The 21,921-nt window shown below is 72.0% G+C and carries 15 protein-coding genes; 13 read left to right on the forward strand and 2 right to left on the reverse strand.

What is annotated here, in order from left to right:
• Positions 1–228 precede the first annotated feature (228 nt).
• The 7 genes from ACFYR0_RS01910 (at position 229) to ACFYR0_RS01940 (ending at position 10,586) form a co-directional block, all read left to right on the forward strand.
• Positions 229–1,248 (forward strand): rod shape-determining protein, encoded by a 1,020-nt coding sequence (locus ACFYR0_RS01910; RefSeq protein WP_004931372.1) that lies wholly within the window; start codon positions 229–231, stop codon positions 1,246–1,248.
• A 147-nt stretch (positions 1,249–1,395) separates the two neighbouring features.
• The gene (mreC, locus tag ACFYR0_RS01915) at positions 1,396–2,340 is read left to right on the forward strand and encodes a rod shape-determining protein MreC (protein WP_389320649.1); all 945 of its coding nucleotides are present in this window, start codon (positions 1,396–1,398) and stop codon (positions 2,338–2,340) included.
• Positions 2,341–2,354: 14 nt separating this feature from the next.
• Positions 2,355–3,035, forward strand: coding sequence for a rod shape-determining protein MreD (gene mreD / locus ACFYR0_RS01920; RefSeq protein ID WP_389320652.1), 681 nt, complete (start codon positions 2,355–2,357; stop codon positions 3,033–3,035).
• Positions 3,036–3,253: 218 nt separating this feature from the next.
• Complete coding sequence (gene mrdA, locus ACFYR0_RS01925) at positions 3,254–5,548, forward strand: penicillin-binding protein 2 (RefSeq protein WP_389320655.1); 2,295 nt, start codon at positions 3,254–3,256, stop codon at positions 5,546–5,548.
• A complete protein-coding gene (gene rodA, locus ACFYR0_RS01930) occupies positions 5,545–6,744 on the forward strand; it encodes a rod shape-determining protein RodA (RefSeq protein WP_389320657.1) in 1,200 nt (399 codons plus the stop codon). The genes mrdA and rodA overlap by 4 nt, the downstream gene beginning before the upstream one ends.
• An 83-nt stretch (positions 6,745–6,827) precedes the next feature.
• On the forward strand, positions 6,828–8,339 hold the full coding sequence (locus tag ACFYR0_RS01935) for a CHAD domain-containing protein (RefSeq protein WP_389320660.1): 1,512 nt from the start codon (positions 6,828–6,830) through the stop codon (positions 8,337–8,339).
• Positions 8,340–8,627: 288 nt separating this feature from the next.
• Positions 8,628–10,586 (forward strand): TIGR03960 family B12-binding radical SAM protein, encoded by a 1,959-nt coding sequence (locus tag ACFYR0_RS01940; RefSeq protein WP_389320662.1) that lies wholly within the window; start codon positions 8,628–8,630, stop codon positions 10,584–10,586.
• 89 nt (positions 10,587–10,675) lie between these two features.
• On the opposite strand, the gene ACFYR0_RS01945 is transcribed toward ACFYR0_RS01940, so the two are convergent.
• Positions 10,676–11,794 carry a glycosyltransferase gene (locus ACFYR0_RS01945; protein WP_389320665.1) on the reverse strand — a complete coding sequence of 373 codons (1,119 nt, stop codon included), beginning with the start codon at positions 11,792–11,794 and terminating at the stop codon, positions 10,676–10,678.
• A gap of 152 nt (positions 11,795–11,946) precedes the next feature.
• Between ACFYR0_RS01945 and ACFYR0_RS01950 the strand changes: the two genes are divergently transcribed.
• Complete coding sequence (locus tag ACFYR0_RS01950; protein WP_389320667.1) at positions 11,947–13,455, forward strand: glycosyltransferase family 39 protein; 1,509 nt, start codon at positions 11,947–11,949, stop codon at positions 13,453–13,455.
• Between the two features lie 34 nt (positions 13,456–13,489).
• Here the strand turns inward: ACFYR0_RS01950 and ACFYR0_RS01955 are convergent, their stop codons facing one another.
• Positions 13,490–14,482: a hypothetical protein gene (locus ACFYR0_RS01955; RefSeq protein WP_389320670.1), complete on the reverse strand. Its 993-nt coding sequence runs from the start codon at positions 14,480–14,482 to the stop codon at positions 13,490–13,492.
• A gap of 216 nt (positions 14,483–14,698) precedes the next feature.
• Here ACFYR0_RS01955 and ACFYR0_RS01960 point away from each other — a divergent pair, with 216 nt between their 5' ends.
• The 5 genes from ACFYR0_RS01960 to rpmA all read left to right on the forward strand — a co-directional run bounded on the left by ACFYR0_RS01960 (position 14,699) and on the right by rpmA (position 21,861).
• On the forward strand, positions 14,699–15,886 hold the full coding sequence (locus ACFYR0_RS01960; protein WP_389320672.1) for a hypothetical protein: 1,188 nt from the start codon (positions 14,699–14,701) through the stop codon (positions 15,884–15,886).
• A 137-nt stretch (positions 15,887–16,023) separates the two neighbouring features.
• Complete coding sequence (locus ACFYR0_RS01965) at positions 16,024–16,806, forward strand: TIGR03936 family radical SAM-associated protein (protein WP_389320675.1); 783 nt, start codon at positions 16,024–16,026, stop codon at positions 16,804–16,806.
• Between the two features lie 263 nt (positions 16,807–17,069).
• Entirely contained in the window at positions 17,070–21,005 is a 3,936-nt protein-coding gene (locus ACFYR0_RS01970; RefSeq protein WP_389320678.1) for a ribonuclease E/G, read from the forward strand.
• A gap of 266 nt (positions 21,006–21,271) precedes the next feature.
• Positions 21,272–21,592, forward strand: a complete 321-nt coding sequence (rplU, locus tag ACFYR0_RS01975) for a 50S ribosomal protein L21 (protein WP_386378488.1) — start codon at positions 21,272–21,274, stop codon at positions 21,590–21,592.
• Positions 21,593–21,606: 14 nt separating this feature from the next.
• The gene (rpmA, locus tag ACFYR0_RS01980) at positions 21,607–21,861 is read left to right on the forward strand and encodes a 50S ribosomal protein L27 (RefSeq protein WP_381098936.1); all 255 of its coding nucleotides are present in this window, start codon (positions 21,607–21,609) and stop codon (positions 21,859–21,861) included.
• Positions 21,862–21,921: the final 60 nt, after the last annotated feature.

The following is a 21,921-nucleotide window of genomic DNA, read 5'->3' on the forward strand; positions in this document are numbered from 1 at the left end:
CGGACTTTTCTGGCATGGGGGCGGCGATCGAGGGAACGAGAGCCCCCGAACGCCCGTCTCCAGAAGCGAACCCGCACATCATCTGCTGACAATGGCCATGACCCTCACGCAGGGTCCGTGAAAGCGCGTCTACGATGGAAGCACTTCACGTCACAGCACCCACCGTGCCGACCTGACAAGCCCTCAAAAGCCAGCGGGAAGGCCAGACGAATCCTGATGGGGAACTCAATGTCGTTCATCGGCCGTGACATGGCTGTCGACCTCGGGACCGCCAACACGCTGGTGTACGTCAGGGGTCGCGGGATCGTACTCAACGAGCCGTCCGTCGTCGCGATCAACACCAACACCGGTGGCATCCTCGCGGTCGGCGCCGAGGCGAAGAAGATGATCGGCCGGACGCCCGGCAACATCGTCGCCGTGCGGCCGCTGAAGGACGGCGTGATCGCCGACTTCGAGATCACCGAGCGGATGCTCCGCTACTTCATCCTGAAGATCCACAAGCGGCGGTATCTGGCCCGGCCGCGGGTCGTCGTCTGTGTGCCCTCGGGCATCACGGGCGTCGAGCGCCGCGCCGTCATCGAGGCGTCGTCCCAGGCCGGCGCCCGTCAGGTGCACATCATCGAGGAGCCCATGGCCGCGGCCATCGGTTCCGGCCTGCCGGTCCACGAGGCCACGGGCAACATGGTGGTGGACATCGGCGGCGGCACCACGGAGGTCGCGGTCATCTCCCTCGGCGGCATCGTCACCGCCCAGTCGATCCGGGTCGCGGGCGACGAACTGGACAACGCGATCATCCAGCACATCAAGAAGGAGTACTCCCTTCTGCTGGGCGAGCGCACGGCCGAACAGATCAAGATCACGATCGGTTCGGCGTACGACCTCGACGCCGACGAGCACACCGAGATCCGCGGCCGGGACCTCGTCTCCGGGCTGCCCAAGACCGTCGTCATCTCCGCCGCCGAGGTGCGCAAGGCGATCGAGGAACCCGTCAACGCCATCGTCGACGCCGTGAAGACGACGCTGGACAAGTGCCCGCCGGAGCTCTCCGGCGACATCATGGACCGCGGAATCGTTCTGACCGGCGGCGGAGCCCTGCTGCGCGGGCTGGACGAGCGGCTGCGCCGGGAGACCGGTATGCCGATCCACATCGCCGAGGACCCGCTGGACAGCGTGGCGCTCGGTTCCGGAAAGTGCGTCGAGGAGTTCGAGGCGCTCCAGCAGGTTCTGGACGCCCAGCCGCGCAGATGACGTAACTCTTCGATTCCGCCGTACGAGATGATCTCCTCTCGTACGGCGGATCGTTGATATAGAGGCATAAGCTGCCACAAAACGAGCCCCTCGGATTTCCCCAGGGGCTACCCGAATTCCGATCGAGGAAGGGCACGGCCGCCGCACGTGAGGGACACACGAGAGAGCCGGCTGCTTCTGGTGCTGCTGGTTGCCATCGCGTTCGCACTGATCACGGTGGACATCCGTGGTGGGGAGGACTCGCCGGTCGACGGTGCCCGCCAGGCCGCGGCCTCCGTCTTCGGCCCGATCGAGAACGGCGTCGCCTCCGCGGTCGACCCGGTCGGCAACGCCGTCGCCGCCGTCCGCGACTCCGGTGAACGCCACGACCGCGTCGCCGCACTGGAGAAGGAGAACGCCGCGCTCAAGGCCCGGCTCGGCTCCGACGACCGCAACCGCAGCCGGCTGCGCCAGCTCGACCGGATGCTGAAGGTGGCCGGCGAGGGCCAGTACGGCATAAAGGGCGCCGAGGTCATCGCGATAGGAGCGGCCCAGGGCTTCTCCTGGACCATCACCATCGACATCGGCGCCAACGACGGCATCAGGCGCGACATGACCGTCCTCAACGGCGACGGCCTCGTCGGCCGCGTCACCACGGTCGGCCCCAACGCCTCGACCGTGCTGCTCGCCAACGACCCCGACTTCACCGTCGGCACCCGTATGGAGGGCTCCGACGAACTCGGCTTCGCCTCCGGCCAGGGCGACCGCCCGCTGCGCGTCGAACTGCTCAACGGCAAGGCCGAGATCAAGAAGGGCGACCGCCTGGTCACCTTCGGCTCCCAGGCCGACCGGCCCTTCGTGCCCGGCGTCCCCGTCGGCGTGGTTTCCCGCGTCGACCCCTCCGGCGGCGGCCTGACCCGCACCCTGTACGTCACGCCGTACGTCGGCTTCACCAAGCTCGACATCGTCGGCGTCGTCGTCCAGGCACCCGTAAAGGATCCGCGCGACACCGTGCTCCCGGCCAAGCCCAGGCCCACCCCGACGCCGACCGTGACGGTGACCGTCACGCCGTCCGCGCCGGCCGACGGCCAGTTCCAGCAAGAGCAGCAGTAGGGGAGCCGAACTCGATGCGTTTCAACCGGATCCTGCTCTCCGTCACCCTGGTCGTCGTCGCCCTGGTCCTCCAGGTCAGCGTGCTGGCCCGGCTGCATCTCCCGGGCGCGGTGCCCGACCTGGTGCTGCTCACCGTCCTCGGCCTGGCGCTGGTCTACGGCCATGTCGGCGGCGCCCTCGTCGGCTTCGGCGCCGGACTGCTCTCCGACCTCGCCCCGCCCGCCGACCACGCGGTCGGCCGCTACGCGCTCGTGCTGTGCGTCATCGGCTATCTGGCGGGCCTGGTCAGGCCGGAGAACGGCCGGCTGAAGTCGGCGACCGGCCCGCTGGCCGTGGTCGCCGTCGCCGCCGTCGGCACGACGCTGCTGTACGCCGGTGTCGGCGCCCTCGTCGGCGACACCGCGGCCCGCCATGTGGGCCTGCCCAGCCTGCTGTTCACCGCCGCGCTGTACGACCTGCTGCTCGCGCCCTTCGTGGTGCCGGGGGTCATGGCGCTGGCCCGCCGGGCGGACAACGACCCGCTCGTCGAGTCGGGCTCGGGAACCAAGGCGGCGGACATCTCCTCCGGCTGGCTGTCCTCCGGCACCGGGCTGCGGATCGGCAGCCAGCGCGGGGGACTCGGCGGCCTCAAGGTGAAGGCGGCCCGCGCCCGCACGGCACGCGCCGGGCGCATCAAGGGGGTCAAGCGGCTGTGAGCAGGGAGGAGTTCACCCGGACGGGGGAACCGGGCCGGAACCGCGGCGCGGGTGCCCTTCGTTCATCACTCGTGAGCGGACCGGTGTCCGTGGTGCGCGGGCCGGTTCCCGGCGGCCGCGGACCGTCGTCGCCCGTCCGCACATACGCACCCGTTGTCGTCGCACCGGCTTTCGCGCACGCAGCCTTCGCGCACGCAGCCTGAGAGGGGGAGGCAGCAGTGACCAACATTCCCGAGACCGGGCGGACCCCACGCGTCCAGATCCGGCTCGTCGTCATCCAGATCCTCGTCCTCTCGCTGCTCGGCACGCTCGGCGGGCGCCTGTGGTACCTCCAGATCCGGGAGGGCGAGGCCTACGCCAAGGAGGCCTCCGGGAACCACGTCCAGCAGGTCGTCCAGCCCGCCGTGCGCGGCTCGATCCTGGACGCGCGCGGCGTTCCCCTCGCGGACAACGAGACCCGGCTGGTCGTCTCCGCCTCCCGCACCGAGCTGCTGAAGATGTCCGACGACGGCGACGCCGTCCTCACCAAGCTCGCGGGCGTCCTCGGCATGCGGCCGAAGGAGGTCAAGGAGAAGGTCCGGCTGTGCGACTCCGAGACCCCGCAGCCCTGCTGGAACGGCTCGCCGTACCAGCCGATCCCCATCACCGACGAGGCCACCGCGCGCCAGGCCCTGCAGATCCGTGAGCGCGCCGAGGACTTCCCCGGCATCACCGCGGAGCCGCAGGCCGTCCGCCGCTACCCGGCCCCCGGCAAGTCCAACACCGCGCAGGTGCTCGGCTACCTCTCCCCGGTCACCGACGAGGAGATCCAGGAGGCCGAGGACACCGACTCGCCGTTCCTGCGCTCCGACCAGGTCGGCCGCTCCGGACTGGAGCGGCAGTACGACAAGGCGCTGCGCGGCAAGGCGGGCGTCACCCGCTACGAGGTCGACAACCTGGGCCGGGTCATCGGCCAGGCCGAGGCGGACCCCGCCCAGGCCGGTTCCCACCTGGTCACCAGCATCGACGCCCGGGTGCAGCGCGTCGCCGAGTTCGAGCTCAACGAGGCGATGAAGGCGGCCCGTCTGGAGTGGGACCGCAACACCCAGGAGCGCTACAAGGCGGACGCCGGCGCGGTCGTGGTGATGGAGTCCAGGACCGGCCGGATCGTCGCCATGGCATCCAACCCGACCTACGACCCCAACGCCTGGGTCGGCGGTATCTCCGCCAAGGACTACGGGCGGCTGACCGGGAAGAACTCCAACTACCCCCTGCTCAACCGGGCCATCCAGGGCCAGGCGGCGCCCGGCTCGATCTTCAAGGTGGTCTCCACGGCCGCCGCGGTCCAGGCCGGCTACGACTTCGACGGCCGCTACAACTGCTCCAGCTCCTACTCCGTCGGCGGCCAGGTCTTCAAGAACTTCGAGTCCCAGAACCACGGCCCGATCGACCTCGGCCGGGCGCTGGAGGTCTCCTGCGACACCGTCTACTACCAGCTGGCCCACGCCCAGTGGCAGAAGGACGGCGGCATCGCCCCGAAGAAGAAGCCCAGCGACTGGTTCTTCAGGGCCGCCCACCAGTTCGGCCTGGGCGAGGAGACCGGTGTCGACCTGCCCAACGAGGTCACCGGCCGCGTCCCGGACCGCCAGTGGAAGCAGGACTACTGGAAGGCCAACAAGGACGCCTGGTGCAAGACCGGCAAGAAGGACGGCGACTACGTCGAGCGCATCTCCTACGAGAACTGCCTCGAGGGCAACAAGATGCGCGCCGGTGACGAGATCAACTACTCCATCGGCCAGGGCGACACCCTGGTGACGCCGATCCAGATGGCGACGATCTACGCGGCCATCTCCAACGGCGGCACGCTGTACGACCCGACGGTCGGCAAGGCGGTCATCAGCGCCGACGGCAGCAAGGTCACCCCCATCGAGCCCAAGTCGCACGGCAGGCTGCCGGTGAACAAGGCGACGCTGGCTCAGATGGACGAGGCCCTCGCCGGTGTGGCCACGCGCGGTACGGCCGCCTGGCGGTTCGGCGGCTGGCCGCAGGACAAGATCGCGATGCACGCCAAGACGGGTACGGCCGAGGTCTACGGCAAGCAGACGACCTCCTGGTTCGCCACGTACACCAAGGACTACTCGATCGTGATGACGATCTCCCAGGGTGGTACGGGTTCCGGGGCCTCCGGACCGGCCGTGCGCAACATATACGACGCGCTGTACGGCATCTCCGACGACGGCGTCATCAGCAAGAAGAACGCGCTGCTGCCGACCCCGCAGCGGAACCTGCCGACGATCCGCTCGGACGGCTCGATCACCGCGCCGAAGGTGTCCAAGGACCCGGCGAAGGACCAGCAGAAGTACCAGAAGCCCGCCGAGCAGACGGTGGAGACGGTCGCCGCGAACCCGGACGACGACGCCACCGGCACGGCGGACGGACAGCAGCCGGCGACCGTGGCCTCCCCGGAGACCGGCAACCGCGAGACACGGCGCCGACGGCGGACCCGCCGCCCCGGCCGGAGGAAGTGCTCATGACCGGCGTCAACAGCTTCCAGGTCTCCGGCTACGGACCCGAGCGGGCCGGCTGGACGCGGCTGCTCGCCCGCGACTCGCTCGCCCGCCGGCTGGACTGGCCGATACTGCTGGCCGCGATCGCGCTGTCGCTGATCGGCTCGCTGCTGGTCTTCTCGGCCACCCGCAACCGCACCGAGATCAACCAGGGCGACCAGTACTACTTCCTGATCCGGCACCTCATGAACACCGGCATCGGGTTCGCCCTGATGCTCGGCACGGTCTGGCTCGGCCACCGCACCCTGCGCACGGCCGTGCCCGTCCTGTACGGCGCCTCGGTGTTCCTGATCCTGCTGGTGCTCACCCCGCTGGGCTCCACGGTCAACGGCGCGCACTCCTGGATCGTGCTCGGCGGCGGTTTCTCCCTCCAGCCCTCGGAGTTCGTGAAGATCACGATCATCCTGGGCATGGCGGTGCTGCTGGCGGCGAGAGTCGACGCGGGCGACAAGCCCTACCCCGACCACCGCACGGTGCTCCAGGCCCTCGGCCTGGCCGCGGTGCCGATGGTGGTCGTGCTGCTGATGCCCGACCTCGGCTCGGTCATGGTCATGGTGATCATCGTGCTGGGCGTGCTGCTGGCCTCCGGCGCCTCCAACCGCTGGGTGTTCGGCCTGCTGGGCACGGGCACCCTGGGCGCCCTGGCGATCTGGCAGCTCGGCGTCCTGGACGAGTACCAGATCAACCGGTTCGCCGCGTTCGCCAACCCCGAGCTCGACCCGGCGGGCGTCGGGTACAACACCAACCAGGCGCGGATCGCCATCGGTTCCGGCGGTCTGACCGGCTCCGGCCTCTTCCACGGCTCGCAGACCACCGGCCAGTTCGTGCCCGAGCAGCAGACCGACTTCGTGTTCACGGTCGCGGGCGAGGAGCTGGGCTTCGTCGGCGGCGGCCTGATCATCGTGCTGCTCGGCGTGGTGCTGTGGCGGGCCTGCCGGATCGCCCGGGAGACGACCGAGCTGTACGGCACGATCGTGGCGGCGGGGATCGTGGCCTGGTTGGCCTTCCAGTCCTTCGAGAACATCGGCATGACCCTCGGGATCATGCCCGTCACCGGTCTGCCGCTGCCGTTCGTGTCGTACGGAGGCTCGTCGATGTTCGCGGTGTGGGTGGCGGTCGGGCTGTTGCAGTCCATCCGGGTGCAGAGACCGTTGTCGGCGTAAAGGGCCATCACCTTCCGTTCGCCCGGCGTTTCGGGGCCTGTTGTGCCCTGTTGTCCGGCCGCGCCGGGCACTAGATTCAGGTCATGGCGGACACCAAGCGCGAGATCGAGCGGAAGTACGAATCCGACGACAGCGGCCTGCCCGACCTGACCGGCGTCGCCGGTGTCGCGGCCGTGGTGGACAAGGGTGTCGCGCACCTGGACGCCACCTACTACGACACGGCCGACGAACGGCTGAACGCGGCGTCGATCACGCTGCGCCGGCGCACCGGCGGCTCCGACGCGGGCTGGCATCTGAAGTTCCCCGTGGCGCCGGGGGTGCGCGACGAGATCCGGGCCCCGCTCGCCGACACCGTGCCCCGTGTCCTCGCCGGGCTGCTGCGCTCGCGGGTGCGCGACGCCGAGCTGGAGCCGGTGGTCCGGCTGCGCTCCGACCGGGACGTGCGCGAGCTGACCGACGCCGAGGGGCGGCTGCTGGCCGAGGTCAGCGTGGACGCCGTGCGCGCCGAGCGGCTCACCGTGGGCGGCGGCGAGGCCCAGTGGACCGAGATCGAGGTGGAACTCGCCGACGGCGGCGACCCGGTCTTCCTCGACGAGGTGGAGAAGCGCCTGCGCAAGGCGGGCGTGCGGCCCTCGTCGTCCGCCTCCAAACTGGCCCGCGCGCTCGCCGAGACCGCTCCGAGGAGAAAGCGCAGGGCCAAGGGCGCGCGCAGAGCGGCCGAACCCGTCACGGCCGGCGATCACGTCCTGGCGTATCTGCGGGCCCAGCGCGCGGCGATCGTGGAGCTGGACCCCGCCGTACGGCGTGACGTGTACGACTCCGTGCACAGCATGCGGGTGGCCACCCGCAGGACGCGCAGCGCCTTCCGTTCCTTCGGCGCGGTCCTCGACCGTTCCGTCACCGACCCGGTCGGCGACGAACTGAAGTGGCTCGCGGGGGAGCTGGGCGTGGACCGCGACCAGGAGGTGCTCACCGAGCGGATCACCGCCGCCCTCGGCGAACTGCCCCGCGCGCTGCTCGCCGGGCCGGTGCGCGGGCGGCTGCGCATCTGGACCAACGCCCGGCGCGGCGGATCGCGGCGGCGGCTGATCGCCGTACTGGACGGGAAGCGGTATCTGGAGCTGCTCGGCACGCTGGACGGGCTGATCGCCGATCCGCCGCTGCTGAAGGCGGCGGCCGGGGCTCCGGAGAAGGTGATCGGCAAGGCCGTGCGCAAGGACCTGGCGAAGCTGTCCGTCCTCGTGGAGCGGGCCCTGGAGCTGCCGCCCGGCCACGAGCGCGACCTCGCGCTGCACGAGGCGCGCAAGAAGGCGAAGCGCACCCGGTACTCGGCGGAGGCGGCCGTCCCGGCCCTCGGTGCGGACGCCGCGGGGCTGGTGAAGTCGATGAAGTCCCTCCAGAACCTTCTCGGCGACCACCAGGACAGCGTGATGACCCGCGAGGCGCTGCGGGAACTGGCCGCTCAGGCGCAGGCGGCTGGGGAGAGTTCCTTCACCTACGGGGTGCTGTACGGGCGGGAGGAACGGCGGGCGACGGCCGACGAGGCGCGGCTGCCCCAGGCGTGGGCGGAGACGAAGGCGGGCGCCCGGGTCTGAGCGGGCCGACGAGGGCCTTCTGTACCGCCCGAACGGCACGCGCCTTCAGGGGCGCGGGGAACTGCGTGAGCGACCACCGGCGACGGTCGGCCGCCAACTCACCCGCACCATCCCCGAAGGCGACGCGGGAATGGGCGGCCCGACCTGCCCGAGCCGGGCTGGAGTACGGGGCGTCCCGACGGCCCGGGCGCGGGGGCGGAGGTGTGGACGTGCCGGGCCGGGTCGGCGGTCGCGTTAGGCTAGATGGTCACCCCTGTCAGTTCCGTCTGCTCACGAAGGTCCTCCGCGATGTCTGCCGAGTCGGTTTTCCCGCAGCTCGAAGCCCTGCTGCCGCATGTGCAGAAGCCGATCCAGTACGTGGGCGGCGAGCTCAATTCCACCGTCAAGGAGTGGGAGAGCTGTGACGTCCGCTGGGCGCTCATGTACCCCGACGCGTACGAGGTGGGGCTGCCCAACCAGGGCGTCATGATCCTCTACGAGGTGCTCAACGAACAGGAGGGCGTCCTCGCCGAGCGCACGTACAGCGTGTGGCCGGACCTGGAGGCGCTCATGCGCGAGCACGGGGTCCCGCAGTTCACCGTGGACAGCCACCGGCCGGTCGGCGCCTTCGACGTGTTCGGCCTGAGCTTCTCCACGGAGCTCGGCTACACCAACATGCTGACGGCGCTGGACCTGGCGGGCATCCCGCTGGAGTCGAAGGACCGCGGGATCGACGACCCGATCGTGCTGGCGGGCGGTCACGCGGCCTTCAACCCGGAGCCGGTCGCCGACTTCATCGACGCGGCGGTCATCGGCGACGGCGAGCAGGCCGTGCTCGACATGACGAGGATCATCCGCGAGTGGAAGGCGGAGGGCCGTCCCGGCGGCCGCGAGGAGGTCCTTCTGCGCCTCGCGAAGACGGGCGCGGTGTACATCCCGCGGTTCTACGACGTGGAGTACCTCCAGGACGGCCGGATCGCCCGTGTCGTGCCGAACCGCAGCGGTGTGCCGTGGCGGGTGTCCAAGCACACCGTCATGGACCTGGACGAGTGGCCGTACCCGAAGCAGCCGCTGGTGCCGCTGGCCGAGACGGTCCACGAGCGCATGTCGGTGGAGATCTTCCGCGGCTGCACCCGCGGCTGCCGCTTCTGCCAGGCGGGCATGATCACCCGTCCGGTGCGCGAGCGCTCCATCACCGGCATCGGCGAGATGGTGGAGAAGGGCCTGAAGGCGACCGGCTTCGAGGAGGTCGGCCTGCTGTCGCTGTCCTCCGCGGACCACTCGGAGATCGGCGAGGTCGCCAAGGGCCTGGCCGACCGCTACGAAGAAGACAAGATCGGCCTCTCGCTGCCCTCCACCCGCGTGGACGCCTTCAACGTCGACCTGGCCAACGAGCTGACCCGCAACGGCCGCCGCTCGGGCCTGACCTTCGCGCCCGAGGGCGGCTCCGAGCGCATGCGCAAGGTCATCAACAAGATGGTCTCCGAAGAGGACCTGATCAGGACGGTCGCGACGGCGTACGGCAACGGCTGGCGCCAGGTGAAGCTGTACTTCATGTGCGGCCTGCCCACCGAGACCGACGACGACGTCCTGCAGATCGCCGACATGGCGATGAACGTGATCGCCAAGGGCCGCGAGGTCTCCCGCTCGAACGACATCCGCTGCACGGTGTCGATCGGCGGTTTCGTGCCCAAGCCGCACACCCCCTTCCAGTGGGCGCCGCAGCTGTCGGCCGAGGAGACGGACGCGCGCCTGGAGAAGCTGCGCGACAAGATCCGCGGCGACAAGAAGTACGGCCGCTCGATCGGCTTCCGCTACCACGACGGCAAGCCCGGCATCGTCGAGGGCCTGCTCTCCCGCGGAGACCGCCGCGTCGGCGCCGTCATCCGCGCGGTGTACGACGACGGCGGCCGCTTCGACGGCTGGCGCGAGCACTTCTCCTACGACCGCTGGATGGCCTGTGCCGACAAGGCCCTGGAGCCCTTCGGCGTCGACGTCGACTGGTACACCACCCGCGAGCGCGCCTACGAGGAGGTCCTGCCCTGGGACCACCTCGACTCGGGCCTCGACAAGGACTGGCTCTGGGAGGACTGGCAGGACGCCCTCGACGAGACCGAGGTCGAGGACTGCCGCTGGACGCCCTGCTTCGACTGCGGTGTCTGCCCGGCCATGGACACGCACATCCAGATCGGCCCCACGGGCAAGAAGCTGCTCCCGCTCACGGTGAAGAACGCGGCGCCCGCCCCGAGCGGCGCGCACACCCACTGAGGCGGACGGTGACCAGGAGGGGCCCTTCCCGTGTAGGGAGGGCCCCTTTTCCCGTCCCCGCGCCGCTACGTGAGGGGAGGCCCGCGGCGCTATAGGTGGCCCGCGGCGGTCCGCCCGGCAGGCTCGGAGCGGGGCGTGCCGACGGACAGCCTGCCGCGGGCGAAGTCGCGGTTGGCGAGGACGCGTTCACGGTGTTCCCCGGGGAGCCTGCCGCCGTCCAGGAGCTGTTCGCAGGCCTCCAGGGACTCGCGGTAGGCGCCCGTCCAGTAGGCCGCCACGGCCAGTTCGTCCAGGGCCCGCCAGTCGTACCAGGCCTGTTCGACGAAGAGGATGTCGTCGGGCCGCGGGAGCTCCGCCGCGCGGCGCGCGAACAGGTGGGCGAGCGGCCAGCGTTCGCCCCGGACGCGGCAGAAGTGGGCGAGTTCGCCGAGCGGTTCAGCCCGGGTCGGCCGGCACTCGTGGGCCTCCAGGAAGCGCGAGACGACCTCGGACGGGCGGCGCTTGAGCGTCACGGCGAGACGGGCCGCGTAGAGGCGGGCGCAGAACGCCTCCTCGTCGAAGCCGTCCATGGCGGCGCGTCTGTCGTAGGCGGCGAGCGCCTTGGCCGGTTCCCCGGCGTCGCGCCAGCTCTGCGCGAGGTAGAAGGCGTAGCGGGCGTTCGCGGGTTCCCTGGCGAGGCCGTCCTTGAGGACCGCGGCGTCGCGCAGGTACTTCTGGCGGTCGCTGATCCGTGACCGTCCGCCGCCGCCCATGATGACCATGCGGACGCCGTCCAGGACGGCCCGGCTGAACGGCTCCTCGCACTCCAGGTACTCGTGCAGCACGCCGACGTACCGCCAGGGCAGGCGGGCCGACACCAGCGAGGGGCGCCAGTGGACGACCGGGCCGTGCCGCACCTGGAGGTCGTAGCAGTCGTGGGTCAGCTCCGGCAGGGTGAAGCCGGGGTCGGTCTCCAGCACGTCGTCGGCGTCGATGAACAGCAGATACCGGGCGCGGTCCCGGGCGCGTTCGATCGCCTCCGTGCGGGACAGGTCGAAGCCTCTCCACGGGCTCTCGTGGAGCGCTCCGGGCAGATCGGCGAGGGTGTCGCGGACGATCTCCTGGGTCCCGTCGGTCGAGCCGGTGTCAAGGACGGACCAGGTGTCGACGAGCGGGCGCACGGACTCCAGGCAGCGCCGGATCACATGGGCCTCGTCCTTGACGATCATATTAAGGCAGACCGTTTTCATGGCTTTTTCTTTTCTCCGGAGAAAAGGACCGGCCGGTGAATTTATCGGGCCCCGGCGGCCCGCACAAGCAACCACGGACGGCCTGGCAGGTATAAGTGGGGAGTTCCAGCCGACGGACCGGAGTAATTCCTATGGTCATCACCCCGCAGCTTTCCCGTGAGGAATTCCACTCCGCCGAAGCGCCCGGGTCCGCCGCACCTCGCGTCCCGCTCTGGCTGTGGCCGTGCGTCGCGGCCCTGGCCCTGGGCGGACTGGGGCTCACCGGCACCCTGCTCGGCCGCGACGAACTGGTCACCTGGGACATGGCCGGGCGGGACACCGGGCAGATCCTGGCCACCCTGCGAAACGTCGACGCCGTGCACGGCGCGTATTACCTGCTGCTGCACGGGTGGGTGGAGCTGTTCGGGGATTCCGTCCTTTCGCTGCGGCTGCCGTCCCTCTTGGCCGTCGCCGCGACGGCGTCGGTCGTGGCCCTCCTCGGTCAGCGCCTCTTCGGATATCGGGCCGGAATTCTGGCGGGGCTGCTTCTCGCGCTCACACCGGCGGTGAGCCGCTACGGCCAGGAGGCCCGTTCGTACGCCCTGGTCGTGTTCGCCGTCGCCCTCGCCGGCCTTCTGCTGCTGCGGGCGCTGGACCGGCCGCGCAGCCCCTGGCGGTGGGCCGGCTACACCCTGGCGCTGGTCCTCACCGGGTTCCTCCATCTGGTCGCGCTGTCCGTGGTGCTCGCCCACCTCTGGCCGCTCGCGGCCCGGCTGCGGCAGGACCGTTCCCTGTGGTGGCGGCCCGCCCTCGCGCTCACCGCGGTCGCCGCGTGCACCGCCCCGCTCGCCGTGCTGGGCAGGTCCCAGGCCGGACGCCAGCTGTACTGGGTGCCCGAGCCGGACGGCTGGGCGCTGCTTACCCTGCCCGTGGAGCTCTTCGCCTCCGCCCTGGGCGCCGGAGCGCTCATCGCCCTCGCCCTGCTGGCCCGCGCGCCCCGCAGGATGCCGCTGCTGCTCTGCGGGACCTGGGTCCTGCTGCCCCCGGCCCTGGTGTGGGCGGCCTCCCACGGCGAGGTCTCCTACTTCCGGGGCGTCTACGTCCTCTTCGCCCTCCCGGCCTGGGCCCTCCTGGCGGGCGCCGGGGCGGCCGGGGCCCTGCGCTCCTGGAAGTCGGCCGCGGCCCTGCTGTCGGCCCTCGCCCTGCTCACGGTCCCCGACCAGCGCGAGGTGCGGCGGCCCTTCGCGCACAACGCCCCCGTGCCGCTCGACTACGCGGCGGCCGCGGACCTGGTCGTACGGCTGCACCGGCCCGGGGACGCCGTCGTCTACGACCGCGCCGACACCTGGCAGCTCGACGGGGGAGTGCGCTACTACCTGCCGCGCGATCTGAGGCTGCGCGACGTCTTCCTCGCGAGGACCCCCGCCGGGATCGACGACCTCTACACGGTCCAGTGCGCCGAACCGGAGCGGTGCCTCGGGGACGAGGAGCGCGTCTGGCTGCTCACCGAGGGCACCGCGTTCCCCTTCGACGCCATCGACCCCGTCCAGTCGAGCGCCCTCCAGACCAGGTACTCCGTGGCCGAGAGCCGCCCGGTGACCGGGATGACGGTGAGTCTGCTGGTGCGGGGTGACACGGCAAGGGGTGCCCGGCAGCCGTGAGGGCCGCCCGGACACCCCTGTGCGTGACGCCGGTCTACGGGACGACGGTCCCGCCGTTCACGGCGCCGGGAGCCGGCTGCCGGTTCACGAGGACCCAGGCGTTGTTCGCGCAGTTGAGGGTCCGGTTGGAGACGACCACCGCGCACTGGGTCTCGTAGACCTGTCCCGCGGTGGTGACCACGTCGACCCGGACGTCCCCTTCGGGGTCGCTGCCCAGGCCGTGCTGGACGATCGAGATCCCGCAGGCGTTCTGCGGGTAGTTCGGGTGGGTGCTGAGGTCGGTCCACAGGAACGGGTTGAGCGCGTCGCCGGTGAGGTCGCGGATGCCCGCGTAGGCGCGCGCGGGGTTGCTCCCGCTCAGGACGGCCCGGACCTCGAAGTTGTTGCTGTCCTGGCTGGCGTCGATGTCGGTGCAGGCGGCGGGGCCGGTGGCGCCCTGCGCGCCCGTGGCCCCGGTGGCACCGGTCGCCCCGGTGGCGCCCTGCGCGCCCGTGGCCCCGGTGGCGCCGGTCGCCCCGGTGGCGCCCTGCGCGCCCGTGGCCCCCGTCGCTCCGGTCGCTCCGTTCTGGCCAGGCGTGCCCGTGGCTCCCGTCGCTCCGGTGGCTCCGTTCTGGCCAGGCGTGCCCGTGGCTCCCGTCGCTCCGGTGGCTCCGTTCTGGCCAGGCGTGCCCGTCGCTCCCGTCGCCCCGGTCGCTCCCGTCGCGCCTCTCGGGCCGGTGGCGCCGGTCGCGCCCTTCGCCCCGGTCGCGCCCTTGGCGCCCTTCGGGCCGGTGGCCCCGGTCGCGCCCTTGCACTTGTCGGTGGTCTCCGGCACCGCGGCCGACCGGTGTTTGGGGGGCTTGCAGTCGGTGCCGCCGGGGTACTCGCGGGCGGCCGGTCTGCTGTCGGACACGGTCTGCGCGGCCACCGCGGTCGGCGCGACGACCGAGGCGGCCAGGACCAGGGTCAGGGAGGTCAGCATCCCGGCCTTCTGGAACCGCGCCCGGGCGAGCGGACCGAGCAGAGACGTCCTGTTGCGAGGACTCATGGACTTGCTCCTTGGCACGAAACGGTCCGGGGGCGTCCCGGACCTCCGGTGCGAGGGTGACCCGAGCACCTTGCGGCAGTCGTCGTGTACATGGACAACACGCCGTCAAATACGTAAAACGGTCTAGCTGGTTGATGCGGTCGTGCGGCCAGGACGTGACGGCATCGCAACCCCACGGCGTGAACCCCTTGCGCGGGCCCGGGCGTCCTGACCGACATGGAGCCGCAGAAGTACCCCGAGCCCAGGCAGCCGGAAGGCTGCCTCGTCACCGCCGTCCGCCTGCCCGTGCGGATCGTCGTGCTCGTGCTCGTCGTCCCGGTGCGCGTGGTGTGGGACGCCCTCGTCGTCGGCGGGCGGTTCCTGAACGACACCGTGCTCCGGCCCGTCGGCCGGGCGCTGCTGTGGCTCGGCCGGGCCGTGTTCGTCTGGCCGCTCGTGGGGCTGTGGCGGTACGTCCTGGTGCCGGTCGGCCAGGGCCTGGCCTGGCTGGGGCGGGTGCTGGTCATCGTCCCGGCGGGTTGGCTGTACCGGGTCGTGCTGACCCCGGTCGGGCACGCAGTCGCCTGGGCCGTACGGGCCACGGGTGCGGGGACCGCCTGGGTGCTGCGCGGGATCCGGGCCGGCCTCGCCTGGGTGCTGCGGGGCGTCGGGGCCGGGCTGAGCTGGGTGTACGCGTATGTGCTCGCACCGGTCGGGCGCGCGATCGCCTGGGTGGGCAAGTGGCTCGGTCTCGGGCTCGGGGCGCTCGCGCGCGGGGTGTCCGCCGTGCTGATCCGGCTGGTGCGGTACCTCGTCGTCGTGCCGTCCCTCTGGCTCTACCGCTGGGTGCTCACGCCCGTGGGGCACGCCGTCGCCTGGTGCGCCGAGGGTGTGTGGTGGGTGCTCACGGGGATCGTCAAGGGCGTCGGGTTCGTCCTGTACTGGACCAGCCGGGTGCTGTTCGTGCTGCCCGCGCTCGGCGTGTGGCGGTACGTCCTCACGCCCGTCGGGCGGTTCCTGGCCGTCCTCGGCCGGGAGATCGGGGAGGCGCTCGGGCACGCCTGGCGGGTGGCGGGGCACATCTCGCGGGCCGTCGGGCGGTTCCTCGCCACCCTCCTGAGGTGGGTCTTCGTCGAGCCGGTCCGCTGGGTGTACCGGACGGTCCTCACCCCCGTCGGCCATCTCGTCCGCGACGCCGTCTGGCGGCCCGCCGCCGAGGCCGCGCGCGGTGTCGGCCGGGCCACCCGGCAGGTGCTCGCGGCCGCGCGCGACTCCGCACGCCAGGCCCGCGCCGACTTCCGGCGGATGCTGTTCGGCGAACCCCGCGAGACGGCCCAGTCGGACCGGCGGGAACTCTCGGACGGCGGAGCGCGTAATCTAGAAAAGAGGGCCACACGCGAAATCTCCCCGCACACGCGGGGCTGATCCCGACCATCACACCGGGCAGGCGCTGGCCCGAGGATGCTCCCCGCGCGCCTGCGGGGATCGTGCACGGAACGCGTAAGCAAGGAGAAGTTCCCCTGGGCAAGCGACAGCCCGAAGGCCCGCCGCCGGCACCCGCGGTGCAGCGCATCCGACTGCGCTACACCAAGCGCGGCCGCCTGAGGTTCACCAGCCACCGCGACTTCCAGCGCGCCTTCGAGCGTGCGCTGCGCCGCGCCGAGGTCCCCATGGCCTATTCGGCCGGCTTCACGCCGCATCCGAAGGTGTCCTACGCCAATGCCGCACCCACCGGCACGGGCAGTGAGGCCGAGTATCTGGAGATCGCGCTCACCGCGGCGCGGGACCCGGAGAAGCTGCGCGCCCTGCTCGACGAGTCGCTGCCCCCGGGCCTCGACGTCGTCGACGCGGTCGAGGTCCGTACGTCGGGGCTCGCCGACCGGCTCACGGCCTCGGTATGGGAACTGCGTCTGGAAGGCGTGGATCCCGAGGACGCGGGCCGCGCGGTGGCCGCCTTCATCGGGGCGGAGACCGTGGAGGTCCAGCGGATGACCAAGAACGGCGTCCGGACCTTCGACGCCCGCTCCGCGGTCGTCGGCCTGGAAAGCGTGGCCGGCGGTACAGAAACGCACAGTTCGCCGGCTGATAGGCCGACCGACCAGCCCTGTGCGATACTGCGGCTGGTTGTTCGGCACGTGACGCCTGCCGTTCGACCCGACGACGTCCTGTCCGGTCTCCGCGCCGTGGCCGACCTGGCGCCGCCGGTCCCCGCAGCGGTGACCAGGCTGGCGCAGGGGCTGTTCGATGAAGAGACCGGCACGGTGACCGACCCGCTCGCGCCCGACCGCGAGGCAGCAGCGGCCCGACCGGCCGCGGCGACTGCCGCCGCGAAGGAGCCTGCGTAAGGAAGTCCCGCGAAGGGACGGACGTCGAAAGCGCCGCCCTCGTACTCGGGAGCCACCTGGGTCGGGCAGCGCACCGACCACAAGACTTTCGCCAGGCCGTACGCGACAAGGCGTACGGAACCGGCGAGACAGGACACAGAGAGCTCCCGTGCGGCGCCCGCGCCCCGGACGGCGGCATTCGCGCATAGCGCGAGCCGCGGACGTCACCGGCCACATGCCGGACCATGCGCGGCGCCCGGGAGCCTGACGGGAGATACGCCCGCATGCTCGAACCGACCGAGCCCGTAGAGGGTTCCGAACCGAACACCCCCAGCGACACCCTGCCGCCGCGCCGTCGGCGCCGTGCCGCGTCGCGTCCGGCGGGTCCGCCGGTTGCCACCGCCGACACGCCCGAGGAGATCGTCGCTCCGGCCATACCGGCCGAACCGGAGCCGGAGGCCGACACCGAGGCAGAGGCCGAGGTGCCTGCCGCTGAGGTGCCTGCCGTCGAGGAGGCCGCCGCCGCGCCGCGTACGCGTCGTCGTGCGACTCGTCGTGCCACGGCTCCGGCGGGTGCGCCCGAGGCCGCTGAGGCTGTGGTGGCGGAGACGCCTGTCGTGGCCGCTGAGGTCGCGGAGCCTGTTGCCGCCGAGGTGCCTGCCGCTGAGGTGCCTGCCGTCGAGGAGGCCGCCGCCGCGCCGCGTACGCGTCGTCGTGCCACTCGTCGTGCCACGGCTCCCGCCGGTGCGCCCGAGGCCGCCGAGACCGTGGTGACCCCGGCCGTCGGGGAGACCGCCGCGCCTGTTGCCGAGACCGGCCCCGAGGCCGAGGCCGAGGCCGAGACCGAGGACGCCGCCCCGCGTCGTACGCGCCGCCGCGCCACCCGACGCGTCACCGCGCCCGCCGAGAGCGCCGAGACCCCGGCGGCCACCGAGCCGGCCGAGGCCGCCGCGCCCGCCGCACCCATCGAGGAGGCTCCCGTGCCGGAGTCCGCCGACCAGGCCCAGGAGGACGCCGCGCCGCGCCGTCGTCGTCGGGTCGTCCGCAAGGCCGCCACCGGGTTCTCCGAGCCCGAGCGCGCAGCCGGTGAGCCGGCCGCCGAGGAGGCCGCCGCCGAGCCCGGGTCGCGGCGCCGCCCGGCACGGCCCGCGGTCGCCCTGTTCCAGGCGCCCGTGTTCGCCGAGCCGAAGTTCCAGACGCCCGAGCGGGCCGCCGCCGAAGCGGCCGCCGAGGCCGCGGAGGAGACCGGGACCACCGAGCCCGAGGAGCTCGCGGAGGAGCCTGCCGCCCCGCGCCGCAGGCGCCGCCGCCGGGCCACCGGCTTCGTCGAGGAGGCCGAGGCCCCCGCCGAGACCACCGAGCCCGCCGCCGTGCCCGCGGAGTCCGTCGAGCCCGCCGCCGACGAGGAGCCGGAGGAGGCCGACGAGGCCGCCGAGGGCGAGGACGACACCGAGGAGACCGGTTCGCGCCGTCGCCGCCGCCGCGGTGGCCGCCGTCGCCGCCGGGGCGAGTCCGCGGACGCCGAGGCGGGCGAGTCCGCCGACGGCGAGGAGTTCGCCGCCGAGCAGGCCGAGCAGGACGCCGAGGACACCGCCGAGCAGGAGGAAGAGGACGCCGAGGACGCCGAGGACGGCGGCTCCAGCTCCTCCAGCCGTCGTCGCCGCCGGCGCCGTCGCCGCGCCGGTGACAGCTCCGCCGACGCCGAGCCCGGCGAGGGCGACCCGGAGCGCACCGTCGTCAAGGTCCGCGAGCCGCGCAAGGCCGCCGAGCCGTCCGACGAGGTGCAGTCCATCAAGGGCTCGACCCGTCTGGAGGCCAAGAAGCAGCGCCGCCGCGAGGGCCGCGAGCAGGGCCGCCGCAGGGTGCCGATCATCACCGAGGCCGAGTTCCTCGCCCGCCGCGAGGCCGTCGAGCGCGTGATGGTCGTCCGCCAGCAGGGCGACCGCACCCAGATCGGCGTCCTCGAGGACAACGTGCTCGTCGAGCACTACGTCAACAAGGAGCAGTCGACCTCGTACGTCGGCAACGTCTACCTGGGCAAGGTCCAGAACGTGCTGCCGTCGATGGAGGCCGCCTTCATCGACATCGGCAAGGGCCGCAACGCCGTCCTGTACGCCGGTGAGGTCAACTTCGAGGCGCTGGGCATGGCCAACGGGCCGCGCCGTATCGAGTCCGCCCTGAAGTCCGGCCAGTCCGTGCTGGTCCAGGTCACCAAGGACCCGATCGGGCACAAGGGCGCGCGTCTGACCTCGCAGGTCTCGCTGCCCGGCCGCTACCTGGTCTACGTGCCCGAGGGCTCGATGACCGGCATCAGCCGCAAGCTGCCCGACACCGAGCGCGCGCGGCTGAAGACCATCCTCAAGAAGATCGTCCCCGAGGACGCGGGCGTCATCGTGCGCACCGCCGCGGAGGGCGCGAGCGAGGACGAGCTGCGCCGCGACGTCGAGCGGCTCCAGGCGCAGTGGGAGGAGATCAAGAAGAAGGCGAAGAGCGGCAACGCCCCGACCCTTCTGTACGGCGAGCCGGACATGACCGTCCGCGTCGTGCGCGACATCTTCAACGAGGACTTCTCCAAGGTCATCGTCAGCGGTGACGAGGCCTGGTCGACGATCCACGGCTATGTCTCGCACGTGGCCCCGGACCTCGCCGACCGGCTGTCCCGGTGGACCTCCGAGGTCGACGTCTTCGCGACGTACCGCATCGACGAGCAGCTCGCCAAGGCGCTGGACCGCAAGGTCTGGCTGCCCAGCGGCGGTTCGCTGGTGATCGACAAGACCGAGGCCATGATCGTGGTCGACGTCAACACCGGAAAGTTCACCGGCCAGGGCGGCAACCTCGAAGAGACCGTGACCAGGAACAACCTGGAGGCGGCCGAGGAGATCGTGCGCCAGCTGCGGCTGCGCGACCTCGGCGGCATCGTGGTCATCGACTTCATCGACATGGTCCTGGAGTCCAACCGCGACCTGGTGCTGCGCCGTCTGCTGGAGTGCCTGGGCCGCGACCGCACCAAGCACCAGGTGGCCGAGGTGACCTCGCTGGGCCTGGTGCAGATGACCCGCAAGCGGGTCGGCCAGGGTCTGCTGGAGTCGTTCTCGGAGACCTGCGTCCACTGCAACGGTCGCGGTGTCATCGTGCACATGGACCAGGCGACCGCGGCCGGGGGCGGCGGCAAGCGCCGCAAGCGTGCCCGCGCCGGCGGTGCCGACCACGAGCACGAGACCGTGGCCGCCGAGCCCGCGGTGACCGCCGAGCAGGAGGCGGAGACCGAGGCCGAGATCGTCGCGGAGGTGGCCGAGCCGGTCGCGCTGCCCGCGCCCGACTTCGCGCCGGACGAGGAGCTGTACAGCAGCGTCGCCGAGGCGGAGGCCGCGGCGTCCCGTGGCCGTTCGCGCCGCCGGGCGGGCCGCCGGGCCTCGGCTCCGGCCGGTGCGCCCAGGGCGGAGGCCGTGGCCGCCGCCGAGCCCGTGGCCGCCGTGCCCACCGCCCAGCAGGTGACGGTCGCCGAGGAGATCGCGCGTCCGGTGCGGGCGGAGTCCGCCGCGGAGATCCAGGCCGAGCCGGCCGCCGTCGAGGACCCGGTCCGCCACGCGGCGCCGGTCGCCGAGGAGGCCGCGCCCAAGGGCCGCACCCGCCGTCGTGCCACCCGCAAGGTGTCCGCGCCGGCCGGTTCGCCCGCGGGTGCGGAGGCCGCGGTCGTGACGGTCGCCGAGCAGGCCACGCCGGTCGCCGCCGAGCCGGGGGCCCCCGTGGCCGCCGAGCCCGCCCAGGCCGCCGAGCCCGCCGCCGTCGTCGAGGCGCCCGCCGAGAGCGCCGCCCCGGCCCGTCCGCGGCGTCGCGCCGTGCGCAAGGCCACCGCGCCGACCGCGTCGGAGGAGACGGCCGTGGTGGTCGTCCCCGCGGCGGAGGGCCAGGCGCAGGAGGCTCCCGTGGCGGAGGCGGTCGTCGAGACCGTCGCCGAGGCGGCCGTCGAGGCCCCGGAGGCCGTCGAGGAGACCGCTCCGGCCAAGAAGGCCGCCGCGCGCAAGACCGCCAAGAAGGTCACGGCGAAGAAGGCCGCCACCAAGAAGACGGCGGCCACCAAGAAGACCGCCGCCAAGAAGGTCACGGCGAAGAAGGCCGCGACCAAGAAGACGGCGGCCACGAAGAAGACCGCGTCGAAGAAGACCGCGGCGGCGCAGCAGACGCTGCCCACCGTCACGGCCTCCACCGACGAGGCCTGACCGTTCCCGGTCCCGGGCGGGCGCCCCGAAGCGCCCGCCCGGGACCGCGGTCGCGAGGCGTGACCGAGCGCACGTCCACCGGGCCTGGCCCGGTTTGACCCTCTCGGCCACCGCCCCGTAACCTTGACCGTCGGCGTGTCCACTGAGCACGCCACATCCCCGTAAACCTCTTCCTCCCGAGCACACGGTGGTCGGGAGAGGTCGTCCGCGTCGTGTGCCGGACGGCTGGCCTGCGGGGTGCCGTTCCGAGCGAAAGAGAGATCCGCGTGTACGCCATCGTGCGCAGCGGCGGTCGCCAGCACAAGGTTGCTGTCGGCGACGTCGTCGAGGTTGACAAGATTTCCACCGCCAATGTTGGCGACACGGTCGAGCTCTCGACCCTGCTCGTTGTCGACGGCGACTCCGTGACCAGCGACCCGTGGGTCCTGGCCGGGATCAAGGTCCAGGCCGAGGTCGTGGACCACCACAAGGGCCAGAAGATCGACATTCTGCGCTACAAGAACAAGACGGGCTACCGCCGTCGCCAGGGTCACCGCCAGCAGTACACGGCGATCAAGGTCACGTCCATCCCGACGGCCGCGAAGTAAAGAGGGACTGAGCAATGGCACACAAGAAGGGCGCATCGTCCACCCGGAACGGTCGCGACTCGAACGCCCAGCGGCTCGGCGTGAAGCGCTTCGGCGGTCAGGTCGTGAGCGCCGGTGAGATCCTGATCCGTCAGCGCGGCACCCACTTCCACCCGGGCTCGGGCGTCGGCCGTGGCGGCGACGACACGCTGTTCGCGCTCCAGGCCGGTGCGGTGGAGTTCGGCACCCACCGTGGCCGCAAGGTCGTGAACATCGTCCCGGTCGCCTGACCGGAACACTTTCGCGAGGCGGACCTCACTTCCCGGTCGGGAAGGCGGGTCCGCCTTTCG

It is taken from the genome of Streptomyces sp. NPDC005017 (assembly GCF_042873115.1).
Taxonomy (GTDB): domain Bacteria; phylum Actinomycetota; class Actinomycetes; order Streptomycetales; family Streptomycetaceae; genus Streptomyces.

Bases quoted from the DNA above. Each gene is read 5' to 3' on its own strand.
- ACFYR0_RS01935 (WP_389320660.1), top strand. From the start codon at position 6,828: ATGGCGGACACCAAGCGCGAGATCGAGCGGAAGTACGAATCCGACGAC.
- ACFYR0_RS01960 (WP_389320672.1), top strand. From the start codon at position 14,699: ATGGAGCCGCAGAAGTACCCCGAGCCCAGGCAGCCGGAAGGCTGCCTC.
- ACFYR0_RS01955 (WP_389320670.1), bottom strand. From the start codon at position 14,482: ATGAGTCCTCGCAACAGGACGTCTCTGCTCGGTCCGCTCGCCCGGGCG.
- mreD (WP_389320652.1), top strand. From the start codon at position 2,355: ATGCGTTTCAACCGGATCCTGCTCTCCGTCACCCTGGTCGTCGTCGCC.
- ACFYR0_RS01950 (WP_389320667.1), top strand. From the start codon at position 11,947: ATGGTCATCACCCCGCAGCTTTCCCGTGAGGAATTCCACTCCGCCGAA.
- rodA (WP_389320657.1), top strand. From the start codon at position 5,545: ATGACCGGCGTCAACAGCTTCCAGGTCTCCGGCTACGGACCCGAGCGG.
- ACFYR0_RS01970 (WP_389320678.1), top strand. From the start codon at position 17,070: ATGCTCGAACCGACCGAGCCCGTAGAGGGTTCCGAACCGAACACCCCC.
- ACFYR0_RS01940 (WP_389320662.1), top strand. From the start codon at position 8,628: ATGTCTGCCGAGTCGGTTTTCCCGCAGCTCGAAGCCCTGCTGCCGCAT.
- rpmA (WP_381098936.1), top strand. From the start codon at position 21,607: ATGGCACACAAGAAGGGCGCATCGTCCACCCGGAACGGTCGCGACTCG.
- ACFYR0_RS01945 (WP_389320665.1), bottom strand. From the start codon at position 11,794: ATGATCGTCAAGGACGAGGCCCATGTGATCCGGCGCTGCCTGGAGTCC.
- ACFYR0_RS01910 (WP_004931372.1), top strand. From the start codon at position 229: ATGTCGTTCATCGGCCGTGACATGGCTGTCGACCTCGGGACCGCCAAC.